Below are 23,960 nucleotides of genomic sequence, written 5' to 3' on the forward strand. Positions count from 1 at the left end.
GCCTCTACTAATAAAGCTACTAATTGTTAACAGCAAAACCATTTAGGGAATCCTAGCTAGCAGATATCTCAATGGAAAGTGAGTGATGAAAGCAACCTCTGTCTGGTGGGATTTGGTCAATGTAATAGACTTGCAGAAGTCGGGAAAAGGGGAAGAGGAAAGGGGGAAAGGTTTGTTATTTTCCCTTTCCCCTTTAACCTTTTCCCTTTTCCCGCCTCTTGCAAAAGTTCTTTTTGCGAGAGGTCTAATGTTGACAGGTGGGATTTTTGGAGAGATATTGCTGTTGAGTAGCTTTGCTAATGCCCAAGTTACTCCCGACGGTACTCTTAACACCACCGTCTCCCAAACTGGCAATAACTTCACCATCACTAACGGTAGTACCGCAGGTAGCAACCTGTTTCATAGCTTTCAAAAATTTTCTGTGCCTACTGGCGGTTCAGCTACCTTCGATTTAGTCAACACTCCTAACATTTCTACCATCTTCAGCCGAGTTACTGGCGGTAGCGTTTCCAATATAGATGGCATGATTCGGACAACGGGTAGCAGTAATCCCGTAAGTTTGTTTCTGCTTAATCCCAATGGTATCCTTTTTGGGCCGAATGCCAGCCTGAATATAGGTGGCTTCTTTGTTGGTACAACAGCCCAGAGCATCAAATTTGCTGATGAATTTAAGTTTAATGCTACCGATGCTACACCACCTCCTTTATTGACTATGAGTGTACCCGTGGGGCTGCAAATGGGAGCTAATGCCGGAACTATTCGCTCTCAGGGAACGCCTGCACTCAACTTCTTTTTTCGACCGTCGCAATTGTTTCAAACGCAAACTTTGGCTTTGGTGGGTAGCGACATTGATATACAGGGGGCAACACTAAGCATTCCAGAGGGGCGAGTAGAACTGTGGGCGGTACGAAATGCTGAGGTCGGGTTAAACAATCAAACTGGATTGCAACTGACTAGCCCCACTTCTACTGCTGAATGGGGCACGATTACGCTGCGGCAATCTTCCCTCATCGATACCACTGGGATTTTTACTGGTGCTGGGGTGAATGGCGGAGCAATTAACATTCGGGGACAAGGTTTAACACTTCAGGAAGGTTCCGGAATATCTATTGGTACTGGGCCGTTCGGACAGGGGCAACCTATTACCGTCCAAACAACAGAATTTGTAAATCTATTAGGAATATCTGCTCCAGAAAATTATTCTACTCCCGGAATATTCACTAGCGCATTTGGGAATGGGGCTAAAGCGGGAGACATCACTATCGAAACCCAACGTTTACGCATAGCAAACGGAGGTTGGCTTCAGTCCATCATTAACTTTGGCTTCGACTTCAAAACTTTTATGCCTATTCCTGTCAACGACGCTAGAAGCGGAAATATTACCGTGCAAGCTTCGGATGTGGAAGTGAGCGGATACAATCCATTTCCAGTTAGTTCTTTTCAGCCTAGTTCTATTACTACTGTAATTACTGGTGGAAAAAGGAATGAAAGTGGAAATATAAGCATTGACGCTCAACGCGTTCGTCTGCTTGATGGTGGTCGCATCACTTCCGATCTGCTTGGCTTCAACTTTCCTGGTTTTGAATCTATGGTCACTGGAAAATCCGGGGATATTTCGATTCGGGCTAGTGAGAGTCTCAAAATTGCTGGAGTTACACCTAGTGGCGTATCTGGTGGAATCAGCAGTTCGATTCAACCTTTGGCAGAAGGTCAAGGTGGTAACATTGCTATCGATAGCGGACAGCTGTTGCTTTCTAATGGTGGGAGTATCTCTAGCGCGCTGGCAGGCAGTGGCAAGGCTGGAAATATCAATATTCGGGCGACAAAGGTAGCAGTCGGCGATCCGGTGCTTGATAGTTTGAGCAAGACCTTTAGTGGCATTACTGTTGCTGTAGCTCAGGATGCGATCGGCCAGGGTGGGAATATAACTGTAAATGCCGATCGCTTGCGTGTTTTTAATGGCGGACAAATTTCCTCATCCAGCCTAGGGCAAGGATCTGCTGGCAGTGTTAACCTACGGGTCAATAACATTAATGTACAGGGCTTTTCCCAACCATTACCCGATGGTCGGCAGCTACCCAGCACCATCGCTGCATCCTCTGCGAATGCCTTTACTGCTAGGTCTGTAAATATCACAACTAACACTTTGCGCGTCCGCGATGGGGCAGAAATTACCGTCAGCAATTCTGGGACAGGGAATGCAGGCAACATCAACATTATCGCTAGCAATATCTTCCTCGACAATGGGGCGACTTTGAAAGCAGAAGCAAATGGAGGCAGTCGGGGTAATATCCGGTTACAAGCGAGTAATGTCCTGCTGCTGCGGCACGGCAGCAACATCACCACCAATGCCCGTGGGACTTCCACAGGGGGCAATATTAATATCAATGCTAAATTTATCGCCGCTGTTCCTCAGGAAAACAGCGACATTGCCGCTAATGCCGTACTGGGAAGTGGTGGTAACATCCAGATTGTGACTCAAGGTCTTTTAGGATTAGAGTTCCGCAACCAACTTACTTCTAAAAGTGACATCACTGCCAATTCTCAGTTTGGTGTCAGTGGCACGGTTCAAATTAATACTATCAACCTCGAACCAAATTCTGGTTTAGTGGAACTGCCAGCAAATGTGACCAATCGATCTCAGCAAATTGCTACAGGCTGTGCGGGCAGTGAAGGCAGTCGCTTTGTGGCAACGGGAAGAGGTGGTGTACCACCAAATCCTAATCAGCAAGTAATGAGCGATCGCGCTTGGAATGATGTACGCGACTTGTCTGCTTATCGCAAAATTCGCAATGTCACAGCCCAAGCGCCTGCATCCCCAGAGGTTATTGTTGAAGCTACAAGTTGGCATCGCAACGCTGACGGCAAAGTTGAATTAATTGCGGCTCAATCTCCCGCCCACGTGCAGCAACCGTTAACTTGTGCTGCTATTCCTAGGAGTTAATTCACGAGGTATAGGAAAGTGCTGAGTGCTGAGTGCTGAGTGCTGAGTAAAAACCCAGTTGTTGTACTGTCCTAACCTATCTGACTACGGCTATAACAGATAAAAAAAGTTTTGCACAGATGTGGAAATAGTAACTAACGGGACTTAATATGACCTTTTTTGAATTCAAAATGCAAAATTCACTTAGGAAGAATGGAAATTATTTTGAATTAATCAATTCTGGGTACAAGCCTCCGCCACAATCTTTGATTTGGCGGTATTTAATTTAGTGGTGAGTTCAATCGGAGACTAATTGTTTTAAATTTTTAATTTTTAATTTTTAATTTTTAATTGGAGCGAAGCGACTTGACTTTCCCAATCAAACAATGTCATTGGCTGTATATCAGCTTTGGTATTTTGAGCTTGTGTTTGGCAGTGACTATTACACCTGTAAGAGCATCTGTGCAAATATCAACAACTACTCAAAATGCAGCACTATCAGCTTCCCAACCGAACAACTGGCTGGAACGGGGACGAAATCTCTACCAAGCGGGACGCTTTGCAGAAGCCGTGACAGTTTGGCAAACAGCAGCCCAGCAGTACCGTACCCAAAGCGATCGCCTCAATGAAGCTCTAAGTTTAAGTTACCTTTCGCTGGCACAACAAGAACTCAATCAATGGCAAGCAGCCCACCAATCTATCGAGCAAAGTCTAAAACTGTTGCAAACATCCCACGCGGATGCGATTCTCTGGGCACAGGCACTCAATACTCAAGCAAATTTGCAATTGCATATCGGCAAAGCTGAAACTGCGCTCTCAAGTTGGCAACAAGCGCAAAAATTTTACGAGCAAGCAGGCGACACAATGGGCAGCCTGGGCAGTCAAATCAACCAAGCACAAGCTTTACAAAGTTTGGGATTTTACCGCCGCTCGAAACAGCAATTAGAGGTGCTGACTCAAAAACTCTCAGCAATGCCCGATTCGGAAATCAAAGTCAGTGGGTTGCGATCGCTTGGTTCGGCCCTGCAAATGATTGGTGACTTCAGTAAGAGTCAAGAGGTGTTAGAACAAAGTTTAGCGATCGCTAACAAAATAGCAGCCAAACCGCAGTTAAGTTCTGTCCTGTTGGCCTTGGGAAAAACTGCCGTTAATTTACAAGATCCAAATGCGGCGTTAAATGACTTTCAACGAGCAGAAAAAATAGCCACCAACCCAGGCGATATATTGCAAGCGCGTTTAGCTCAGTTCAAACTTTTCCTTGACTATGACAAGCCCGAACTCGCTGCCCCACTTGCACCGCAATTGCTACAACAACTGCAAGAATTGCCTGCGAGTCACACTTCTCTCTACGCAGCGATCGATTTTGTTGCCACCCTAAATCAGTTGAAAAACCTCGACCAAATTCTACCGCTCAAAGACCAAGCCCAACTTTTAGCAGCTACAGTTGAATCTGCACAACAAATTCAGGATGCTCAAGCCGAAGCTTATGCATTGCATCAGTGGGCACAACTCTATCGTCGCACGCAACAATGGTCTGAGGCGAAGGAATTAGCTCAGAAATCTCTCGATATTGCCCGTCAACTCCAAGCGGACGATATTATCGCTCAATCTGCTTGGCAGGTGGGACAGTTATATAAACAACAAGGCGATCGCTCACAAGCGATTAGCGCCTATACTGAAGCGGTCAAAGCTTTAAAGGCATTGCGGGGGGATTTGGTGGCGATTGACACCGATGTGCAGTTTTCTTTCCGCGAAAGTGTGGAGCCTGTCTACCGAGAATTGGTAGGTTTGCTACTGGATAATCAACCAAGTCAAGCAGCACTGGTGCAAGCCCGCGAATTGATTGAATCACTGCAAATCGCCGAACTCGATAACTTTTTTCGAGAAGCTTGTTTAGATAAAACTCAGCAAATCGATCGAGTCGATCCGACTGCAACCATCGTTTATCCTATTATCTTGCCAGATCGTTTAGCAGTGATTCTCTCCAAAACCGGACAACCACTGCGTTACTATGTCACTCACAAATCTCAAGCAGAAATCGAGCAAACTTTGGATAATCTGCTGGTTGCCCTCAACCCTGTCGCAGATTCCCAAGACAGGGAGCGATTTTCGCAACAGATTTATGATTGGCTGATTCGTCCGGCGGAAGCGGATAAAGCATTCAAAGATACCAAGACACTGGTGTTTGTGTTGGATGGTCGGTTGCGGAACATTCCCGTTGCAGCTTTGGATGACGGTCAGCAATATCTGATCGAAAAGTATGCCGTGGCCCTTTCCCCAGGATTGCAGTTAATGGCTGCGCGATCGCTCCAGCAAAATAAGATTGAAGCGATCGTTGCTGGCATCAGTCAATCTCGTGCTGGCTTTAGTGCTTTGCCTGCTGTGGAATCAGAAGTCAAGCAAATCTCTCAAACAGTACCGTCTTCGATATTGCTCAACCAGAAATTTACAAGTCTTGCTCTCGCGGAGCGCGTCAAATCTAGCAACGCTGATGTTATCCACTTAGCCACCCACGGACAGTTTAGTTCCCGCCTCGAAGATACTTTTTTACTCGCCTGGGATGAACGAGTCAGCGTGAAAGATTTGTCCGAACTTTTGGAAAATCGGGGTAGTAATTCCTCAAGGGCGATCGAGTTGTTAGTACTGAGTGCTTGCGATACAGCAGCAGGCGACGATCGCGCCGTTTTGGGACTAGCAGGTTTAGCTGTGAAATCTGGTGCTCGCTCAACTATCGCTACTCTGTGGCCCGTTAAAGATAAGGCAGCTGCAATGCTTATGATTCGCTTCTACGACCAACTGCGACAACCCAGAATCACCAAAGCTGAAGCACTGCGGCAAGCACAAATTCACTTGATTCGCCAAACTGATTACCGCGATCCGTTCTTTTGGTCTGCTTTCGTCTTAGTCGGAAACTGGCTTTAATTCAGTAATATTACGGTATTAAATAAATTACTTACATTGTATTTTTACAGAAATTAAATTAGTACTAGTCTATACTTTTAATAGACATTCCCAGACTTTACCAGTATTTGGATTTATTACAGAAGCTTATTGTCACACTCACAGTAAACGTATCTTCTATCACATATTAATAATCGTAGATCGGGTGAATCATGAAACGTCAACATTTGGTTAGTACATTAGACCTCTTGCAAAAAGAACTTTTGCAAGAGGTGGTTAAAAGGAAAATAACAAACCTTTCCCCCTTTCCCCTTGCCCTTTTCCCGACTTCTGCAAGAAGTCTATTGAGTGTCATTGCATTGCTTGCTAGTAATGCATGGAACAGTGCTTATGGTGTGACATTTACTCCACCACCCAAAAATCCTACTCCCAGTCAAGCAAGTGGGGGAGGTTCCCGCGGCAACTTGTTTACCCTTAGTGCAGGTAAAGGTGCTCTTCAACAGGCAAGTGGGGGAGCTCCTCGCGTTGGTACTTACTACTTAAATGCATCACCTGCAACAGCAGGCCCAGCAGCGCTAATCGCACTTTTACCCCAAAGCTTTTACGGCACAACAGTATCCGAACGCCCAACAATTTTAGTATATCTTCCTGCTTCCAATGCAGAAGAAGCCATGTTCAGCCTTAAAGATGAAGCTGGCAAAATGCAATACCAAATGACAATTCCAGTTATCGGCAAACATGGGGTGATTGCAGTCAAGTTGCCAGCCAAGGCACCTGCTTTAGCTGTCGGGAAAAACTATCAATGGTTTTTGGCACTCAAAATAGATGGGCAACTCAGCCCCAGTACGCCTTACGTCGATGGTTGGATTCAGCGCATTCAACCCAGTGGAGAACTGGCAACAGCAATGCAACACAAAGATGCACTTCAAAGGGCGACTGCTTTGGGTAAAAACGGGGTTTGGTATGACTGTGTAGCCACACTGGCAGCGGTATATACCGATCAACCTACCAATGCCATTGCTAAACAATGGGAAGAACTGCTCTCATCAGTGAGCTTGAATGAGATTGTTAAAGTTCCCTTAGTAGCATCTGCTAATTAGGGATTGGGGACTAGGGACTGGGAACTGGGAAATTTCTTCCTAATACCCAATCCCCAATACTCTATCAAGATTGACCGAGATCGATGAACTGTATGGCACAAATATGTGGCGCAGATTTCAGAGTTTTATCCAACACACTCGTAGCATTTTGATTATTACTCCCAGTGTGACCCTGACAGTGATTGTCGGGCAATCATTGGGACTTTTCAATTTACCTGAGTGGAAAATTCGTGATGAATGGGTTCGTCAGCGATCGCCACACACAATTGCTGACGAAATTGCGATCGTGACAATTGATGAGCGCGATATTCAAGCAGTACGTAAATGGCCAGTTCCAGACTGGGCACTAGCACAATTAATCGAAAAAATCCGAGCGCAGCAACCCCGCGCCATCGGACTGGATCTCTATCGAGATTTACCAGAAGGAAGCGGACACGAGCAACTCGTAAAAATCTTTCGCAGTACTCCCAATTTATTCGGAGTTGAGAAAATCACTGGCGAACGCATCAATCCCCCACCAGAATTGAAAAAAAATGGTCAAGTAGGATTAGCAGATTTGGTGTTGGATGGCGATCGCAGTATCCGTCGCGCTCTCCTCACAGCGGAAGATGCCAAGGAGCAAAACACTCTCAAGGCTGGACTGGCAACCCTTGTAGCGCTCAAGTACCTGGAAACGGAAGGGATTGCTTTAGAAAGCATTGACCCCAAGCAGCAAAAATTCCGATTGGGCAAGCAAATCTATGTACCACTAAAAAATCACGAAGCAGGTTATACCGATGCCGATTTAGGAGGCTATCAAATTCTACTCAATTGGCATGGTTCGGAAACTGCATTTCGCACAGTTCCTATGCGTGATGTCTTAGCAGGACGAATTTCCCAAAACTTGTTGCGCGATCGCATCGTATTTATTGGCTCAGTCGCCGCCAGTACCAATGATTTCTTCAGCACTCCTTTTAGTTCTTCTTGGATATCTGCCCAAAAACCTACACCTGGCGTTGTTGTTCATGCTAATATTGCCCACCAACTGGTACAAGAAGCAAAAACAGGAAAAAGCCTCTATGGCATTTCTGGCATCTCTGCCTCGTTGTGGATTGTTGTTTGGTCTGTTATCGGTTCTGTGGGAACTTGGTGTTTAGCCAGCGTGAGTACTAGGCGACAAATCCCTGGCGGTCACATTCTTTGGGCGAGTGTGGCTATCAGCGGGGTTTGTATAGGCAGTACTTACGGGATATTTTTGAATGGCGTTCTCATTCCGCTCACACCAGCCCTAGCCGCGTTTATCGGTAGCGCGATCGCCACCAAGAATGCTTATCAACACCAGAAGCTGGAAGAAACCAATCGCCAACTGGAAATTGCCAACGCTCAACTATTGGATTATTCCAAAACTCTGGAAATCAAAGTTGAAGAACGAACTCACGAACTGCTAGAGGCAAAGGAAGCTGCCGATGCTGCCAACCAAGCCAAAAGCGAGTTTCTGGCAAATATGAGCCACGAACTCCGCACACCACTCAATGGCATCCTTGGTTTTGCTCAGGTGTTAGAAGTATCGCCAAATATGACGGCTAAAAACTTGGAAGGAGTTAGTATTATTCATCAATGTGGGTCGCATCTGTTGATGCTGATCGATGATATTCTTGACCTCTCGAAGATTGAAGCTCGGAAATTGGAATTAATTACAACAGATGTGCATCTGTCCACCTTTTTACATGGGGTGACTGAGATTTGTGGTATCCGAGCCGAACAAAAAGGAATTGCATTTAATGTTTTAATTAGCGATCGCCTACCATCTGCTATTCAAGTAGATGAAAAACGGTTGCGGCAAGTACTGATTAACTTGCTCGGCAACGCTGTTAAATTTACAGATAGTGGTAGTGTAACTTTTAAAGTAGAGATACTAGAGACTGAGGACAACAGAGATCGTAACCAATCCCCGATCGCTAAGATTCGCTTCCAGATAGAAGATACGGGTATTGGCATGTCGCCCGAACAGCTAGAGAAAATCTTTTTGCCCTTTGAGCAAGTATGTCACGCAGGGCAGCGAGCTGAAGGTACTGGTTTGGGATTGGCTATTAGCCAAAGAATAGCGATGTTGATGGAAAGCCAAATTCAGGTGCAGAGTCACCTAGGGGAAGGAAGTTTGTTTTGGTTAGATTTAACAGTACCGCTTTCTGATGACTGGAATGTAGAAGCGATGTTGGCGACGGATTACGCCTACGCACCTCATCAGCAGAAAATCACTGGAATTCAGAGCAACGGGCCGCAAGTTCTCATAGTTGATGATGATGAAAACCATCGTTCTATGTTCACCAATTTCCTGACTATATCACCAAACCTTTCAAACAAGAAGAGGTGATTGCCCGATTAAAGCTATACCTCAAAATCTTTCATCTCACCCGAATATTGGAACAGCGCGTACAATAACGCACCGCAGAATTAAGCCAATTTTTACAGAAGTTACAATAAACTCAACTACAACTAATCCTACCGATTTAGAGTTTGAGCATCAGTTTTTCGGATTTCAACTTCTTGCGATCGCAACATTTCATGAAGCAGCCTAGGCAAAGAACATTCAACCGATCGAGACTATATCCAATGTTGCACAGACCAATGTGTTAGCAGACGGCGATCGCTCCATCCGCCCAACTGGCAGGCTCAAGCCCAGGCAATGCAACCGCTAGCCCTGGGTACAGCAGGAATTAGTTGCTGGAAACCACACCGGATGGAGAAGAAGTATTGACCAAAGTTGACTGTTGAGCACTGACTGTTGACAGTTAACAGTCAGTGCTCAACAACCACTATGAGTATTTCTGAAAATTAAATCCGCTTTAGCTGATGTTCAGTTTCTCTATCGACTATTAACTCTGCCAGCATCTTTGAGTCAGTAACGATATCTTTGTATGGAACTAACTTAGGCAAGTTATAAGTAAATATTATATGTCTGATAATTTTTTATACGCAATATACGCTTTATTAAAAAATTTCAAAGATACTTTAATGTTAAAATGTTAAAGATTCATGACATTAGGCAATATTCTATTAAACTTGTTAACTTCCATTAATTAGGTCTATGCAAATCTTGCTCTTAAAGTTTTGAATAAATAATCGAGTCAATGCCTTAGCTACAATCTGAAAAAGTAATATTATGCGCGTTGTTATCTTGAGGGGATGAAGAAATTTGGATTTGAAATACCATTTTTGCTAACGAACTTGAGATAGCTTATCTTTCTTAATTACTGTGTTGATAAGTAGCTACAACAAAATTTTATAGCTAATTTTTTAAGTGACCGCTTATTTCTTATTGTGAAGTTTATGAAAGGAAATTTCTCAAACAAGCCAACTAATTATCCCTATTTAAAATTATTGAATTACAAAAACCTTCACTTAAAATGGAAGAATTACTGGTTTAAGATAAGTGGAACCTGGCGGTCATGTCCTCTAACATGTCCTGTAGAAAAACCTCATCACAGACATATTTTTTGGAGTTGGCTTGGTAGTTTCTTCGCAATAGCAGCAACGGCTTACCTATCTGTGAAAACAAATTCTCCTCTGCTTATGGCTCCGTTTGGTGCTACCAGTGTATTGATATTTGGTGTACCAGACAGTCCTTTGGCTCAACCCCGTAATGTGATTGGTGGTAATCTCGTAGCGGCCTTAGTCAGCCTAATTGTTTTACATCTTTTCGGTTCGTCACCTTGGACGATGGGAATAGCAGTAGCAACAGCTATTGGGATGATGCAGCTTACTAGAACTGTACACCCACCTTCAGGAGCAGTTGCCTTAGTCGTAATGATGACAAAAGCTTCTTGGCAATTTCTGTTAACACCTGCTCTAGAGGGTTCTATTATTTTGGTGTTTTGTGCTGTGGTCTTTAACAATCTGGCACAAGAGAGGACTTATCCCAAGCACTGGCTGTAAGATTTTTAACGTTCCACTTTACCCCAGTTCTTTCCCCAAACTACCCAAAATAACCCCAAAAATTGTTGAAGGCTTTGAAAATCAAACCTTTAACGCTAAACAAAAAGGGCTTTCAAGCCCTATAATCTTGATATTCTTAAAAGGCGACACCCGGATTTGAACCGGGGGATAAAGGTTTTGCAGACCTCTGCCTTACCACTTGGCTATGTCGCCTTACCTTTGGCTTCTCTCAGATCGCCTTAGAATGTCATCTGCATCTGGTTGAATTGCCATTAAATCGCAACTTAACAATAATAGCACAGGACTCATAAGCCAGGTATAGTGGATCGACTAGAATTTATTCATACCTTTATTGAGCAACGTCTAAAAACCTTAGTGCTGATTGCATCCAATTCGGCAAATCAAATTCTCCTTAATGCCGAACAGCAAGCGAAACAAATGATTCACTTGTGAGTGGTAAAATCTCTCATGAATTACATAAAGCCTGCGATCGCTTCCGAACATTTGCTCAAACAGGATCGATACAATTTCCGGCAATGGGAGAAAGTTATTTATTGGCTGAAATTAGGCTTTTTAAGCATAATATCTCGAACATGAATATTATAGAACAAACTCAGGATAAACTCATTCTGTGTTCTCAAGATCCGTTTTGGTGGGCATTAGTATTTGTCATATTTTATATCCCGTCTAGTCTTTTGATGATTGGTGCAATTGCGGTAACACTTAAAGACAGCAAATATTTGGAAATTGTATCTATAGGAATGGGATGTTTATTTGTTGTTCCGGGATTATGGGCCACTATTGCCCTTTCAGAAGTTACTACTTACACTCTCGACAAATCAAAAAATTTTCTTTTTATAGATAAATATAATAGATTAAGAAGGTCAAAAATAAAATCTGTGGAAATTCCAAGCCATCTCATTTTAGGTGTTGAAATCGAAGCTTTTAGTGGTGATGAAGGAGGAATAGGTTATTATCCTGAGTTAATTTTGGCATTCGTGTACTGGCGCATTCGTCTGAAAACAGATACTCAATATCAGAGTGCTGTAAATATTGCCAAAACGATCGCACATTTTCTAGATGTTCCCTATTTTGCAGTAAATTCAAAAAATTCTCCTCCAACTTACGCTCAAAAAATTTACGAGCGCCGACAACCCGAACAAGAAACTCAGCAATATCTAGAAAGTGAGATAGAACGTTTACAAAACTATTTAAACGAGTGCCCTGATGATGGCGAAGCTCATCAAAATCTAGGTATTTTTTTGCGGCATTATAATTCCTGGCCTATGTCTGATAAAAAAGAAGCAATTGCCCATTTACAAGAAGCAGAGAGGTTATTTGAGTCTCAGAAAAATAGCGATCGCGCTGCTATTGCCAAGGTGCTTCAAACATTTCTAAGTTAATAATCTCAACTAGACGAAATAACTTGCTAAAAATAGCACTGCTATATCACTTAGTTTGAAAGATATTTTGTACCATTTTTTTATCTGTATTCGCAGCTGCTTTATCTAACTCTGCAATCTCGCTAGCGTTCAACTGCCAACCCAAAGCACCAATATTCTCCCGTGCCTGTTCTAGATTTTTTGCTCCGGGGATGGGTATGGTTCCTTTACAGATGCACCAGTTAATTGCAACTTGTGACATCGTTTTGTTTCTGGATTCTGCCACCTCTTTTAAACATGCTAAAAGCGATCGCACTCCTGGCAATAACTGCCTAAACAATAAACTTCTAATACCTTTAGGAAAAGGGCCTTTCTCAGAGAATTTTCCGGTCAAAAGTCCCAATGCTAAAGGACTATAAGCAATTAGTTTGATTTCCATCGCATCGCAAACGTCTTTCAGCTCTAATTGAGTGACAGGATATGTAGACAATAAAGAATACTGAACTTGCAGCGTAGTAATTGGAACTCCTCGCCCAGCAAACTTTTGATGCACGTATTGCAGCCGTTTCGGCCCGTAATTAGATAGTCCTACTCCCTTAACTAGCCCTTGCTCGTAAAGGTCGGCAAGACCATCCAAAAGCCCTTCTTCTTGCCAAGGAGCATAGTTTGCTGTAGACCAGTGCATTTGTGCCAAATCTACGTTTCTTCCCAAGCGTTGAGCAGATGCCTTGCAGGCTCGTATCATTGATTGGCGCGACCATCTCCAAGGGTAAGCAGCAAGCTTGGTGGCAATGCAAATATTCTCTTTACCTAAACCCTGATATTCCTGAGAGAATCGTCCCAAAAGTAGCTCGCTTTGCCCATTCAATCTGCCAGTACCGTAAGAATCGCCTGTATCAAATAATGTTACGCCGTTACTCACACAAAGGTTGAAAACCTCTTGCAACTGGTCATTCATACTTTCGTTATATCCCCAGAGCAGTTGGTTTCCCCATGCCCAAGTCCCGCAACCCATAGTTGAAAGGTAGATTTGGCTAGTTTGCATCTTTACTCAGTGTAGATGTCTTGATTACAGAAGCTTTCTCAAAATTTATTATCAGACAATCCACGAGCAAACCCTTACAAAATCTACAATTCGCAGTCTTTTTCATATTTTTTCTGTAGCACCCAACATCTGTAAAATTTTTTCTGCATTATCCAAATTTCCTACAATGCGGCGAATTGGGTGAGGCCAAACCTTGACAAGAGTGGGAGTTGCAGTTACTTGGTCAATTTCTGCTTGCTCTGGATTAGTTAAAACATCAACAACTTTCATAGTGTAAGGATACCCTAGCGATCGCTCTAACAATTCGTGCAAATTCTGGAGGATGCGTTCGGTGTTGGCACTATGTCCTGCTACAAATAGCCGCAGCACGTAGCATTGATTTTTTAGCTGTACTTTTCGTGCTGCAATGACTGGTGGACGGTACTTTGGTGTTGATTGGGAAACGTCTAAATTGACGATCAAATCGCGATCTTCCCAAAGTTGGGGAAATGAAGAGCGATAAGTTGACAATACCATGCGATCGCATAATCCCTCTTGCCAAGGAGCTGTTTGCCAAACCAAGTCTGTGCCAAAAATAGCGTTAAGTACAGCTTGATGTCGAATGACTGCTGGATAAGCTTCTGCAAAAGTTCGCACTTGTCGGCTGTGCGGATCTAACCAGTGGTCAATTGTCGCCGTGTAACAAGGTACTAAAAAGTGAGGCGGTTCTGGTAAATCTAAAATTTCCTGTAAAGCAGTGCATAAATGTAAATGCCATCGACCTTGTTTGTTAGGGTCGATGCAGTAAATTAAATCCCCTCCTGGTGTAAATAAGGCAATGCCTTTAAACAACTGGGGTCTAGATAGTTTGTCTGTAGTCAACTCAGTAAAAGGGCTAAGGAACTTAAAGGTAAAAAGAGCAGGAAGCAGAGGTATGAGAGAGCAAGGGAGCAGAAAAGACAAGGAGAATGACTCCTAACTCTTCACTTCTAACTCCTAACTCAGCACTCAGCACTCAGCACTTTTTACCTTTTACTGTACCTAAACTCGTCCTCGGAGAAACTGTGCCATTTCGTTAGGAGTTGGTGACATTTCTAAAGCTGTTTCTTCTGTAATACGTCCATCTTGGTAGAGGTTGAGTAGTGACTGATTCATGGTAATCATGCCATCAAAACTGGCTTGTTTCATCAGTTCGCTAATTTCATCATATTTACCGTCTTTGATCCATTCTTTAATGGCTTCGGTGTTAATCAAGACATCGTGGAACGCAGCTCTCTTGCCATCTGTAGTGCGACATAAACCTTGAGCAATGACTGCTACTAAAGATTCGGAAATGGCTACCCGCATTGCATCCTGTTCTTCACCAGAGTAGAGATTGAGTATCCGTTCAATGGTTTTCACAGCGCTATTGGTATGCAGGGTTCCCATTACCAAGTGACCGGTCTGGGCAGCTTTTAGGGCGGTGTTGACTGTTTCTTTATCCCGCATTTCCCCCACTAGAATCAAATCTGGATCTTCCCGTAAAGCTGCTTTCAAAGCATTGTCGAATTTCCGGGTGTGCATTCCTACTTCCCGTTGTTTGACGAGGGACTTACGGCTTTGATGGACAAATTCAACTGGGTCTTCAATGGTGATGATATGCTTGGCCATCTCTTTATTGATGTAGTCAATCATCGCTGCCATTGTTGTGGACTTACCAGAACCAGTCGGCCCGGTAACCAAAATTAAACCTTTGTGGTGATGACAAATATCCCGAAAAACAGGCGGTAATCTCAACTGCTCCATAGTTAAGATTTTTAACGGAATCAACCGCAGCACCATTGCTGGCCCTTTAAGGGAACCAAAAACATTAATCCGCACGCGAGCAAAATCATATTGAGTTGCTCCGTCAAATTCCAGGTGTTCTTCAAACCGCTGAATTTCTGCTTCTGTCATTACCTCCCGCAACCAACTCATGAAACTCTCTTTATCGGTTTCTGGATACTCAGTTGATTGAATTTCTCCTCGGTTGCGGAAGCGAGGTACTTCACCTACACCCAGGTGAATATCAGAGTATCCTTGATCGAAAGCTTCCTTGATTAGCTGCGCTAAAGATAGTCTTGAAGTACTATTTTTGCCTAGAACAGAACTAGGCATTGGTGGTGGAGTACCTGGACGATGAGCTGCACCAGGAGGTGGCGGTTGGCTGATATTTCTATTTACTGATGCCATATCTAAGGTTTGTGTAGACTGGCGCTGCGTAGCTAACGATGGTGGCGGTGGTGGCATTGGAGGCACATTCCGCGGAGCAACATTAGAATTCGATGGCTGCTGTGATTCTGTCATATATCTTTAAAATTTGACCTTCATAAATTCGATCGGTAAGAAGTCTCTATTAGTAACCTCTAGAGTGCTATAAAGCAGAATTATGACCGTCCGTCCGCTCAAAAATTCAAAGTAACGGTTTGTTGCGTTTAATGATTCCTACTTGTATATTTTTTTTTTTAAAATCCTAAGTTTAATTAGACTGAAAAAAAAATTACCCACATAAACTTGTTTAGCACACTACATCACTTCGTTAGCTTCAGTATTTATGTTTAGATTTAAAAGTAATTTTTATAACAATGAATTCTATTATTAATACTTTATTTTGTTAAATGAGAAAATTCTTCCGAGCATTGGGACAATGTGCTAGCAAATAAACAGCCAAATCAATAGCAGATCGTTTATTTAACCTCATCTATGAATTATGAGAATTAAAGCTGATTTTTATAAGAAATGTTAAGCCTACTCTAAATCAAGAGTGTAAATCGCTTGCTAGCAGCTAATGCACTTTGGCTTCTATTCCTTAAGGTAGATAAGAGAAACTAGTTTTCTTCAGAACTGTGAATTCGACTTAACATTCATAATTACAAAAAATTAACTGTAAACTTTAGTAACTAAATGCTCATTTTCCTAATAGGTTTTTATATACTGAATTTCACTGAAACAATTCAGTTTGCTCGCTACAAGCGAAATATAACTGAAGTCAAATTTTGCTGTGTAATTTTAGGAGGAAAAGTCATGGTTTCGGCTCAGAGCTCTAATCTAGGAAAGACCTACTCCTTGATGATGGTCAAAAGCTTTTTAATCTGGACTTTCACGTTGGCAGTATGCTTGTTGGTTGTCGGTTTTCCATTAGTCGTGTTGATGGCTACAGTTGGATGTTTGTTGTCGATTGTGCTGCAATCTGTAATGCCTGTGAGTGCGGTTTTGCTTGTGGCAGGTGCTTTGATTATGTTTAATGTCATGGCAGTTGCGATCGCGGCTGGTGTTTTGACAGCTAAGGGCATACATCCCAGTGATGTCAAATGGCTAAACTGGCTGCATGGAGAAGAAGATCAAGCGCAGACGACAGTTTATGCTGCTTGCCCTTTAACTTGTGACATCAAACTATAGTTCATCATCGCTAAATACGACAAACAGCGCATCTGCCCGGTTAAGCCGGGTTTTTTCATGCTTGGAGAAAGTATAGCTGGGGACTGGTGACTGGGTGAAAAGTCTTTTTGGTCTAGGTTTGATCGTCTGTTGATGTCCTAACACTACTGGCGACCGCTATAAATTTAAAGTTTTCTCCTTTAACTGAAACGAAAAGCTAAATACAAATCTTTAATACTTTAATTATTAGAGTAAAAATTTACTGGCAGCAATTAGATTGGCAAATTACTTTTGAATACTTAATACTATTTACCAAAAATAATCATGTGGATCGAAACCCAGAGACCTAGACTAAATAGGACATTCTTAATTACGAATTACGAATTACGAATTACGAATTGGTATTACTACTCAACAGCCATAGCACCTACACCATCCCTGACAAGATGACCATCTTCCATGTAAACAATCCGGTCGGCAATATCTAAAATGCGGTTGTCGTGGGTGACGAGTAAAATTGTACAGCCTTGCTCTTTCGCTAATTTCTGCATTAATTCGACGACATCGCGCCCAGATTGTTTATCGAGTGCGGCTGTGGGTTCATCTGCTAAAACAATTTTAGGTTGGCTTACCAACGCACGAGCGATCGCTACTCGTTGTTTTTGTCCTCCTGACAAGTTATCTGGGTAGTAATTGAGGCGATTTCCTAATCCTACAGCTTCTAGCATTTGTTGCGATCGCGTCAGCATTTCTTGTGGCGAAATTTTTGGTTGCAGTTCCAAACCCATTCGCACGTTCTGGATTGCTGTTAGGCTACCGTGCAAGTTATGCGCTTGGAAGATATAACCGTTATTGCGTCTAGCCTGGGTGAGTTGTTTAGCACTAGCACCACAAAGTTCTCTACCCAATACTTGCAAACTGCCAGACTGGGTAGAACGCAACCCTCCTACTAAAGTCAACAGCGTAGTTTTACCAGAACCAGAAGGCCCTGTCATAATAATAATTTCACCTGCATTAATTTTCAGGTTGACATTAAATAAAACTTGCTTGCGGAGTTGAGCTTTACCAAAGTAATGGTCAAGATTTTCAATAAAGATAACAGGGTCAGCAAAATTGATAGTTTGCATAGCTAATCATTTGCTTGAATTTTTAATTGTTAAAACATATCAGCGGGGTCAGCAGATTGTAGTTTACGAGTTGCGATCGCCCCAGAAAGACTACACATAATGATTGTTAACAATAAAACTGTCAATGCTCTAGCTACCGTCATGTATATCGGCAAATCTGTGGCATTGCGAGTCAAGTGGTAAAGTCCTAAAGGTACTGCAAATCCTGGGATAAAGCCCAGCATAGCTAAGATAATTGCTTCTTCAAAAACCACACCCAGTAAGTATAAATTGCGATATCCCATTGCCTTGAAGGTGGCATATTCCTTAATATGGGCATTCACATCAGTAGAAAGAACTTGATAGACAATAATTACGCCGACAAGAAATCCCATTGATACACCTAAAGTAAAAATAAAACCGATGGGGCTTTCTTGTTTCCAGTAATCCACCTCGAAATTGATAAATTCCTCACGAGTTAGCACTCTCACATCCTCTTTTGGGAGGTAGTATTTTAATAGCTGTGCAACTTGTTTTGAGTCATAGCCGGGTTTAGTATAAATCAAACCCAGGTTGATACTTCCTGCTAATTGTCTGGGAAAAATTCGTAAAAAGTTATCATCGCTGGAAATTAATGTACCGTCTGCCGCAAAGGATGCTCCTAATTTAAATAAGCCATCAATAGTGATGGTACGTTTATCTACTTCTGTAGTAACAGGATTACCTGTTTCAATTTGCTTTATAGCTTCTTTGTATTCACCTCTGGTAGCGCGGTCAAAGATAAAAGTGTCAGGCAGCTTAATTTTATCTAATTGAGCGTTTACTTCTGGTAAATTTAAGGCAGGTTCTTCAGGATTAAACCCAATTGCTTGCAGTGTAGTCTTTCGATGTGTTTGGGGATTCTTCCAAGTGAATAAACCGATATACATGGCTGATGTTGATTTTACACCAGGTATATCAGCAGCCTGAAGCAGTCGCCGCCGCGAAAAGGTAGATAAATTTTGGGTGTTACGGCTTTGGGTACTCATTAAAACTATGTCTGCAAGCAACACGCTATTTAGGCGGGTATTGCTGTCATACAGTGCATTCTGAAAGCCCAACTGCATAAACATCAACAAATCGGCAAAGGCAATGCCTGATAAAGCCACCAATAGGCGACTTTTGTGATGACTGAGTTGCAGCCATCCTAGCGGTGTCCGCCGTTGTAGTTCTTGAATCAATTTCATTACAGTCCGATCGCCGCCTTAACTTGTAAATTAGTAAATCTGGCGGCTTTCTGGCTTGATGCTTCTCCTAACCGCACGTAAACTTCTACAACTCTGGAATCTATATTTTCACTGGGGTCAGCGTTAATAATATTTTGCCGCTGTACTTTCCAACCAATCCAATCTACTTGTCCATACAATTCATTTGGTAGAGAATTGCTAGAAATCCGCACTAGCTGTCCGGGACGTACTTTGCGAACATCGCTTTGGTAAACTTCTACAACTGCATACATGTGGTTAGTTTGACCAATTTCAACGATGCCCTCATCGGACACCATTTCCCCAGAACGTGTATGAATGTCCAAGATTACACCGTCTTGGGGCGATCGCACATATGCTTGCTCTAGGTTTGCCTTTGCCTGTTTTGCGGCTGCTATGGCACGGTTCACTTCTACTTTGGCTGCTTCTACGTCTACCGGACGTACTTCAGCGATTTGGTTTAAGGTAGCTTTGGCCGCACTAATTTGCTTGTTTCCAGTAGCGTTAATTCTGGCTAAAACTGTCTGGGCTTCGCTAATTTGCTTGCGTCCAGTGCTATCAATGCGATTCAGGTTTGCTATGGCTTCGCTCAATTGCTGCGTTATGGTGTCTACACTCAAACGCTTGCTGTCAAATGCAGACTGAGAAACTGCACCGTTAGCATAAAGCTGCTGATAGCGTTGAAATTCTACTTGGGCATTGTTGAGTTCTGCTTTTAGTCGATTAATTGTTGCCTGTTGCGCTACCTTCTCGTTTTGCCACTGCGCCTCTAAGCGATCGACTGTTTCCTTTTGCCCGGTTTGGTCCCCTAATATCTGTGCTGCAACGCGGGCAATCTCGGCTTTTTGCGCGTCTATCTCACCTACTTTTGCACCCGCTTGCACTTTTGCGAGATTGACCTGTGCTACTTTCACCGCTTCTTGGGCTTCTTGGTAAGCCGCTTCTAGGCGGGTTCGGTTATCCAAAATTGCGATCGCCTGCCCAGTCTTTACTTGAAAACCCTCTCTGACGAAAAGTGTTTCTACCCGACTTCCTTGACTGGATGCAGGAGCCGAAAGTTTAATTACTTTTCCTTTTGGCTCTAGCCTGCCCAACGCTGTTACCGTTTTCAGTTGAGGTATACTTGTTGGCACAGTTTGAGCCGCAAGAGAAGACTGCGATTGCACTTGCCACAATCTGATTATTCCTGCGATCGCAAATCCTGTAGCTAATGTCAGCATAATCAGCTGGCGAACACTAGGCTTGAAGGATGCGGAATCTCTTTCTCCTACATCAGGCACTTTCAGCCCCCTTTCTTGTAGTACGTTAGATAAACTACTTAGTTTAACTGTACTGCAATTAAACTAAACTGTACATTACAAAAATGTCAATAGTCCTCGGTAAAATTTAAGGAGACTGGAGATAGGAAAATGAGCGAGGATAAAATCAGTACCCAATCCCCAGTACCCATGAGCAACAAGAGGAGAGAGACACAAAACAATAACGTAGATCGTTTGCTATCAGTAGAGAAAGTCAATGCGATCTTTGCTGGTGCAATGCAAGAGTTTTTAGTACATGGCTACGCTGCCACAACAATGGATAAGGTAACAGCAGCAGCAGGTGTGTCTAAAACAACGGTCTACAATTACTTTCAAGATAAAGAAGGATTATTTATTGCTCTAGTTGAGCGACTAGCACAGGAAAATTATCGAGAAGCATTTAGCCCCCAAGATTCACAATTATTGCAAGGGGAACCTCATATAGTTCTACGCCGTTTAGCCACAAATATTATAGAGCGAATCGATCGCAAACAAGAATTGTTGAGCTTGGTAAGACTGATTATCGGAGAATCTGGACGTTTTCCTTTACTAGCACAAGTCTTTGTTCGCAACGTAGACAAGCCGATTTTGGAACTTCTCAGCCAATATTTTGCGGTGCATCCAGAACTGCAACTGCCCGATCCGGAGGTAGCTGCGCGGATTTTTCTTGGTACTTTAGTGCATTTTGTAATTCTTCAGGAAATGTTGCATTGTCAAGAAATTCTACCAATGGAACGCGATCGCCTGATTGACAACCTAATTAACTTGATAACTAGTAATCAAATCCCCAAGAATGTAATTGCAGATAAATATTCAGGGACAAGACAGAAATCATCCAGACGCAAGCGTACTGCTTCAGGTAAGTTTCAAACAGATTATGGTTTTGAGCCTAAGCATCTCAGGTCTATTAGATTAACAGATACAGCTTGGGAAAAACTCGCAGAATTAGCAAATGAAAATAATCTCACCCGAAGTGAGATGATTGAAATTTTTGCTCGTAAAGGTTCTTTAGACGACCGGGAGTCAGAGAGTTAACAGCAGGCAGTCCGAATAAACAATTTTCACCGCTATGTACGAAAAAAGGACAAGGGAGAAATTCACTCTACACCCTATTTTGATAGATAGTCCTGATGAATCATGTATGTATATACATGGTTGATTTGGGAAATTAGGGAACTCGAATAAAAAGGTTAGCCACAGACAAGAATTTATCTCTTCCACTACACTGCACACCCTATACCTCATACCCTTCTCGATCGGTTCTGAATTGACTATTAATTTAGTGAATTTACTGATGATGGTGATTTATTTTATGCATAGATTAAATTTGAATGCATCTAAATTAGTCGCATAGATTGTCGTATTAGCTCAATATCAGGTATCTACTATCCGAACAGGTATGAGACAGCAAATTGGTATTAATAAAAACTCTACACTAGACAAAATATCATTCAGCACTAGCGATCGCGCAACTCCAGATTTACATCCTACTCGCCTAGTTTTTATTGACTCACAGGTTGAAGACTACCAAAGTTTGGTAAGAGGGGTTTTACCAAATACCTTTGTTGTTGTCTTAGATGCCAACCGGGATGGTATCGAGCAAATCAGCCAAGTGCTGGAGTCTCATCAGGGAATCAACAGTCTGCATATAGTTTCTCACGGTACACCTGGGTGCATCTACCTGGGAAACTGTCAACTGAGTGATGAAACGCTCAATCGCTATGCAGAACAACTTATGGGTTGGTCAGATGCTTTGAGTGAAGATGCACAACTATTGTTATATGGTTGCAAAGTAGCGAAAACAGAACAAGGGATCAAATTTATCCGCTGTCTGAGTGAATTGACAGGTGCAATAGTAGCAGCATCTGAGGACTTGACCGGGAGTGCTGCATTAGGTGGTAATTGGGAATTAGAGATTTGTACGGGGGCTATTATTCCTCGTTTGGCGTTTGGGCAAGAAGCAATAGCAGCCTACGCTTCAGTTCTATCTTTAGTAGTTCTCGATAACACTTTTGGTAATGGTGGCAAAGTCATCACTGATTTCGGTAGTACTGATATTGGTAGAAGTGTTGTAATCCAAAATGATGGCAAAATTCTGGTAGCGGGGGTCAGTAATAATAACTTTGCTGTAGTGCGTTACAACAGCGATGGCACTCTCGACACCAGCTTTGATACTGATGGCAAGGTAACTACTAACTTAGGCAGTACTGATATAGCCTATAGCATGGCCGTGCAAGCTGATGGCAAAATTCTGGTGGCGGGAAAGCGCGGTAATGACTTTGCTTTGGTACGTTACAACAGCAATGGCAGTCTCGACACCAGCTTTGATACTGATGGGCAGGTAACTACTGATATTGGTAATGCCACTTCGGACACTGCCTACAGTATCACCCTACAAACTGATGGTAAGATTCTGGTAGCGGGAGTGAGTGCAGGTAACTTTGCTGTGGTGCGTTACAACAGCGATGGAACTCTCGACAACAGCTTTGGTAGTGGCGGCAAGGTAACTACTGATATTGGTAATGCCACTTCGGACACTGCCTACAGTATTACCCTACAAACTGATGGCAAGATTTTGCTAGCAGGTTCGAGTGCCAATAACTTTGCAGTGGTGCGTTATAACAGCGATGGCACTCTCGACAACAGCTTTGGTAGTAGCGGCAAGGTAACTACTAATTTAGGCGGTACTGATGTAGCCTATAGCATGGTTATGCAAGCTGATGGCAAGTTTATCCTAGCAGGAAAGCGCACTAGTGACTTTGCTTTAGTACGTTACAACAGCGATGGCAGTCTCGACACCAGCTTTGGTAGTAGCGGTCAGGTGATTACTGATATTGGTTCGGGCACTAGTGACACCGCCTACAGCGTTAGCGTGCAACCTGATGGCAAGATTTTGTTAGCAGGTTCGAGTGCCAATAACTTTGCTGTGGTGCGTTATAACAGCGATGGCACTCTCGACACTAATTTCAATACCACTGGCAAAATAACTACTGATATCGGGGGTACTGATATCGCCTACGCTCTCACTCAACAAGCCGACGGTAAGATAATAGTCGCGGGAGTCAGCGCCAATAACTTTGCTGTGGCACGCTACACTTTTAACACAAATCCGGTGCTAGCTCAAGCGATCGCAGACCAAAACGCCACAGAAGATGCAGTTTTCAATTTTACGATTCCAGCAGGCAGTTTCACAGATGCGGATGGCGATACTCTCACCTACACAGCCATCCTAGACAATGGCGACCCCTTGCCGAGTTGGTTGACCTTTAATGCTAATACTAAAACCTTTAGTGGTACTCCCACGAATGATAACGTGGGTAGCCTGAGTATTAAAGTTACCGTTAAAGATATTTTTCTTGCCACAGTTAGCGATGTATTTACCCTCACCGTTAACAACGTCAACGACCCACCAGAGTTAGTTCAAGCGCTTGCAGACCAAAACGCCACAGAAGACGCAGTTTTCAGCTTCACAATTCCAGCAGGCAGTTTCAAAGATGTCGATGCTGGAGACACTCTCACCTACACAGCCACCTTAGAAAATGGCGACCCTCTACCAAGTTGGTTAAGCTTTGATGCGAATACTCAAACTTTCAGCGGTACTCCCACGAATGATAACGTGGGTAGCTTAAATCTTAAAGTCACTGTCAAGGATACTTCTTTAGCCCAGGCGA

General features: G+C 43.0%; 15 protein-coding genes, 1 tRNA gene and 2 pseudogenes. 11 read left to right on the forward strand and 7 right to left on the reverse strand.

Annotation, left to right across the window (positions count from 1 at the left end):
• Nucleotides 1-247: 247 nt before the first annotated feature.
• From I8752_RS24025 to I8752_RS39130, 6 genes and pseudogenes are all read left to right on the forward strand, one after another.
• Nucleotides 248-2,944 (forward strand): beta strand repeat-containing protein, encoded by a 2,697-nt coding sequence (locus tag I8752_RS24025; RefSeq protein ID WP_214434763.1) that lies wholly within the window; start codon nt 248-250, stop codon nt 2,942-2,944.
• A gap of 345 nt (nt 2,945-3,289) precedes the next feature.
• Nucleotides 3,290-5,845 (forward strand): CHAT domain-containing protein, encoded by a 2,556-nt coding sequence (locus I8752_RS24030; RefSeq protein WP_214434764.1) that lies wholly within the window; start codon nt 3,290-3,292, stop codon nt 5,843-5,845.
• A gap of 191 nt (nt 5,846-6,036) precedes the next feature.
• Nucleotides 6,037-6,924 carry a DUF928 domain-containing protein gene (locus tag I8752_RS24035; RefSeq protein WP_214434765.1) on the forward strand — a complete coding sequence of 296 codons (888 nt, stop codon included), beginning with the start codon at nt 6,037-6,039 and terminating at the stop codon, nt 6,922-6,924.
• Nucleotides 6,925-7,027: 103 nt separating this feature from the next.
• Nucleotides 7,028-9,241, forward strand: a pseudogene (locus I8752_RS24040) (CHASE2 domain-containing protein); the annotation flags it as partial.
• Nucleotides 9,241-9,384: pseudogene (locus I8752_RS37565) on the forward strand (hybrid sensor histidine kinase/response regulator); the annotation flags it as partial. The pseudogenes I8752_RS24040 and I8752_RS37565, both read left to right, overlap by 1 nt.
• Before the next feature lie 849 nt (nt 9,385-10,233).
• Complete coding sequence (locus I8752_RS39130; RefSeq protein ID WP_214434766.1) at nt 10,234-10,839, forward strand: HPP family protein; 606 nt, start codon at nt 10,234-10,236, stop codon at nt 10,837-10,839.
• A gap of 141 nt (nt 10,840-10,980) precedes the next feature.
• Here I8752_RS39130 and I8752_RS24050 read toward each other — a convergent pair.
• A tRNA-Cys gene (locus tag I8752_RS24050) sits at nt 10,981-11,052 on the reverse strand.
• A gap of 108 nt (nt 11,053-11,160) precedes the next feature.
• Between I8752_RS24050 and I8752_RS38155 the strand changes: the two genes are divergently transcribed.
• Nucleotides 11,161-11,292: a hypothetical protein gene (locus tag I8752_RS38155; RefSeq protein WP_263986012.1), complete on the forward strand. Its 132-nt coding sequence runs from the start codon at nt 11,161-11,163 to the stop codon at nt 11,290-11,292.
• Nucleotides 11,289-12,242 (forward strand): hypothetical protein, encoded by a 954-nt coding sequence (locus I8752_RS24055; protein ID WP_214434767.1) that lies wholly within the window; start codon nt 11,289-11,291, stop codon nt 12,240-12,242. Before I8752_RS38155 ends, I8752_RS24055 begins: the two co-directional genes overlap by 4 nt.
• Before the next feature lie 46 nt (nt 12,243-12,288).
• On the opposite strand, the gene I8752_RS24060 is transcribed toward I8752_RS24055, so the two are convergent.
• The 3 genes from I8752_RS24060 to I8752_RS24070 form a co-directional block, all read right to left on the reverse strand.
• Nucleotides 12,289-13,266 (reverse strand): aldo/keto reductase, encoded by a 978-nt coding sequence (locus I8752_RS24060; protein WP_214434768.1) that lies wholly within the window; start codon nt 13,264-13,266, stop codon nt 12,289-12,291.
• 102 nt (nt 13,267-13,368) lie between these two features.
• Nucleotides 13,369-14,127, reverse strand: coding sequence for a circadian clock KaiB family protein (locus tag I8752_RS24065; protein WP_214434769.1), 759 nt, complete (start codon nt 14,125-14,127; stop codon nt 13,369-13,371).
• A 159-nt stretch (nt 14,128-14,286) separates the two neighbouring features.
• Nucleotides 14,287-15,570: a type IV pilus twitching motility protein PilT gene (locus I8752_RS24070; RefSeq protein WP_214434770.1), complete on the reverse strand. Its 1,284-nt coding sequence runs from the start codon at nt 15,568-15,570 to the stop codon at nt 14,287-14,289.
• A 717-nt stretch (nt 15,571-16,287) separates the two neighbouring features.
• On the opposite strand from I8752_RS24070, the gene I8752_RS24075 reads away from it, so the two are divergent.
• Nucleotides 16,288-16,662, forward strand: a complete 375-nt coding sequence (locus tag I8752_RS24075; protein ID WP_214434771.1) for a hypothetical protein — start codon at nt 16,288-16,290, stop codon at nt 16,660-16,662.
• 386 nt (nt 16,663-17,048) lie between these two features.
• Here the strand turns inward: I8752_RS24075 and I8752_RS24080 are convergent, their stop codons facing one another.
• From I8752_RS24080 to I8752_RS24090, 3 genes are read right to left on the reverse strand one after another with little or no spacing between them, the layout of a single operon-like run.
• Nucleotides 17,049-17,768 (reverse strand): DevA family ABC transporter ATP-binding protein, encoded by a 720-nt coding sequence (locus I8752_RS24080; RefSeq protein ID WP_214434772.1) that lies wholly within the window; start codon nt 17,766-17,768, stop codon nt 17,049-17,051.
• A 29-nt stretch (nt 17,769-17,797) separates the two neighbouring features.
• Complete coding sequence (gene devC, locus I8752_RS24085) at nt 17,798-18,973, reverse strand: ABC transporter permease DevC (RefSeq protein WP_214434773.1); 1,176 nt, start codon at nt 18,971-18,973, stop codon at nt 17,798-17,800.
• A complete protein-coding gene (locus I8752_RS24090) occupies nt 18,973-20,271 on the reverse strand; it encodes an ABC exporter membrane fusion protein (protein WP_404827119.1) in 1,299 nt (432 codons plus the stop codon). The genes devC and I8752_RS24090 overlap by 1 nt, the downstream gene beginning before the upstream one ends.
• 168 nt (nt 20,272-20,439) lie before the next feature.
• Here I8752_RS24090 and I8752_RS24095 point away from each other — a divergent pair, with 168 nt between their 5' ends.
• Nucleotides 20,440-21,324: a TetR/AcrR family transcriptional regulator gene (locus I8752_RS24095; RefSeq protein WP_214434787.1), complete on the forward strand. Its 885-nt coding sequence runs from the start codon at nt 20,440-20,442 to the stop codon at nt 21,322-21,324.
• Between the two features lie 364 nt (nt 21,325-21,688).
• On the forward strand, nt 21,689-23,960 hold a 2,272-nt coding region (locus I8752_RS24100; RefSeq protein ID WP_214434774.1), incomplete at its 3' end, for a DUF4347 domain-containing protein.

The sequence above is a fragment of the Dendronalium phyllosphericum CENA369 genome (assembly GCF_016056275.1).
GTDB classification, from domain to species: Bacteria; Cyanobacteriota; Cyanobacteriia; order Cyanobacteriales; family Nostocaceae; genus Dendronalium; species Dendronalium phyllosphericum.

Coding starts and splice junctions, on each gene's coding strand:
- I8752_RS24025 (WP_214434763.1), top strand. CDS start 248: ATGTTGACAGGTGGGATTTTTGGAGAGATATTGCTGTTGAGTAGCTTT.
- I8752_RS24035 (WP_214434765.1), top strand. CDS start 6,037: ATGAAACGTCAACATTTGGTTAGTACATTAGACCTCTTGCAAAAAGAA.
- I8752_RS39130 (WP_214434766.1), top strand. CDS start 10,234: ATGAAAGGAAATTTCTCAAACAAGCCAACTAATTATCCCTATTTAAAA.
- I8752_RS24060 (WP_214434768.1), bottom strand. CDS start 13,266: ATGCAAACTAGCCAAATCTACCTTTCAACTATGGGTTGCGGGACTTGG.
- I8752_RS24070 (WP_214434770.1), bottom strand. CDS start 15,570: ATGACAGAATCACAGCAGCCATCGAATTCTAATGTTGCTCCGCGGAAT.
- I8752_RS24075 (WP_214434771.1), top strand. CDS start 16,288: ATGGTTTCGGCTCAGAGCTCTAATCTAGGAAAGACCTACTCCTTGATG.
- I8752_RS24080 (WP_214434772.1), bottom strand. CDS start 17,768: ATGCAAACTATCAATTTTGCTGACCCTGTTATCTTTATTGAAAATCTT.
- devC (WP_214434773.1), bottom strand. CDS start 18,973: ATGAAATTGATTCAAGAACTACAACGGCGGACACCGCTAGGATGGCTG.
- I8752_RS24095 (WP_214434787.1), top strand. CDS start 20,440: ATGAGCAACAAGAGGAGAGAGACACAAAACAATAACGTAGATCGTTTG.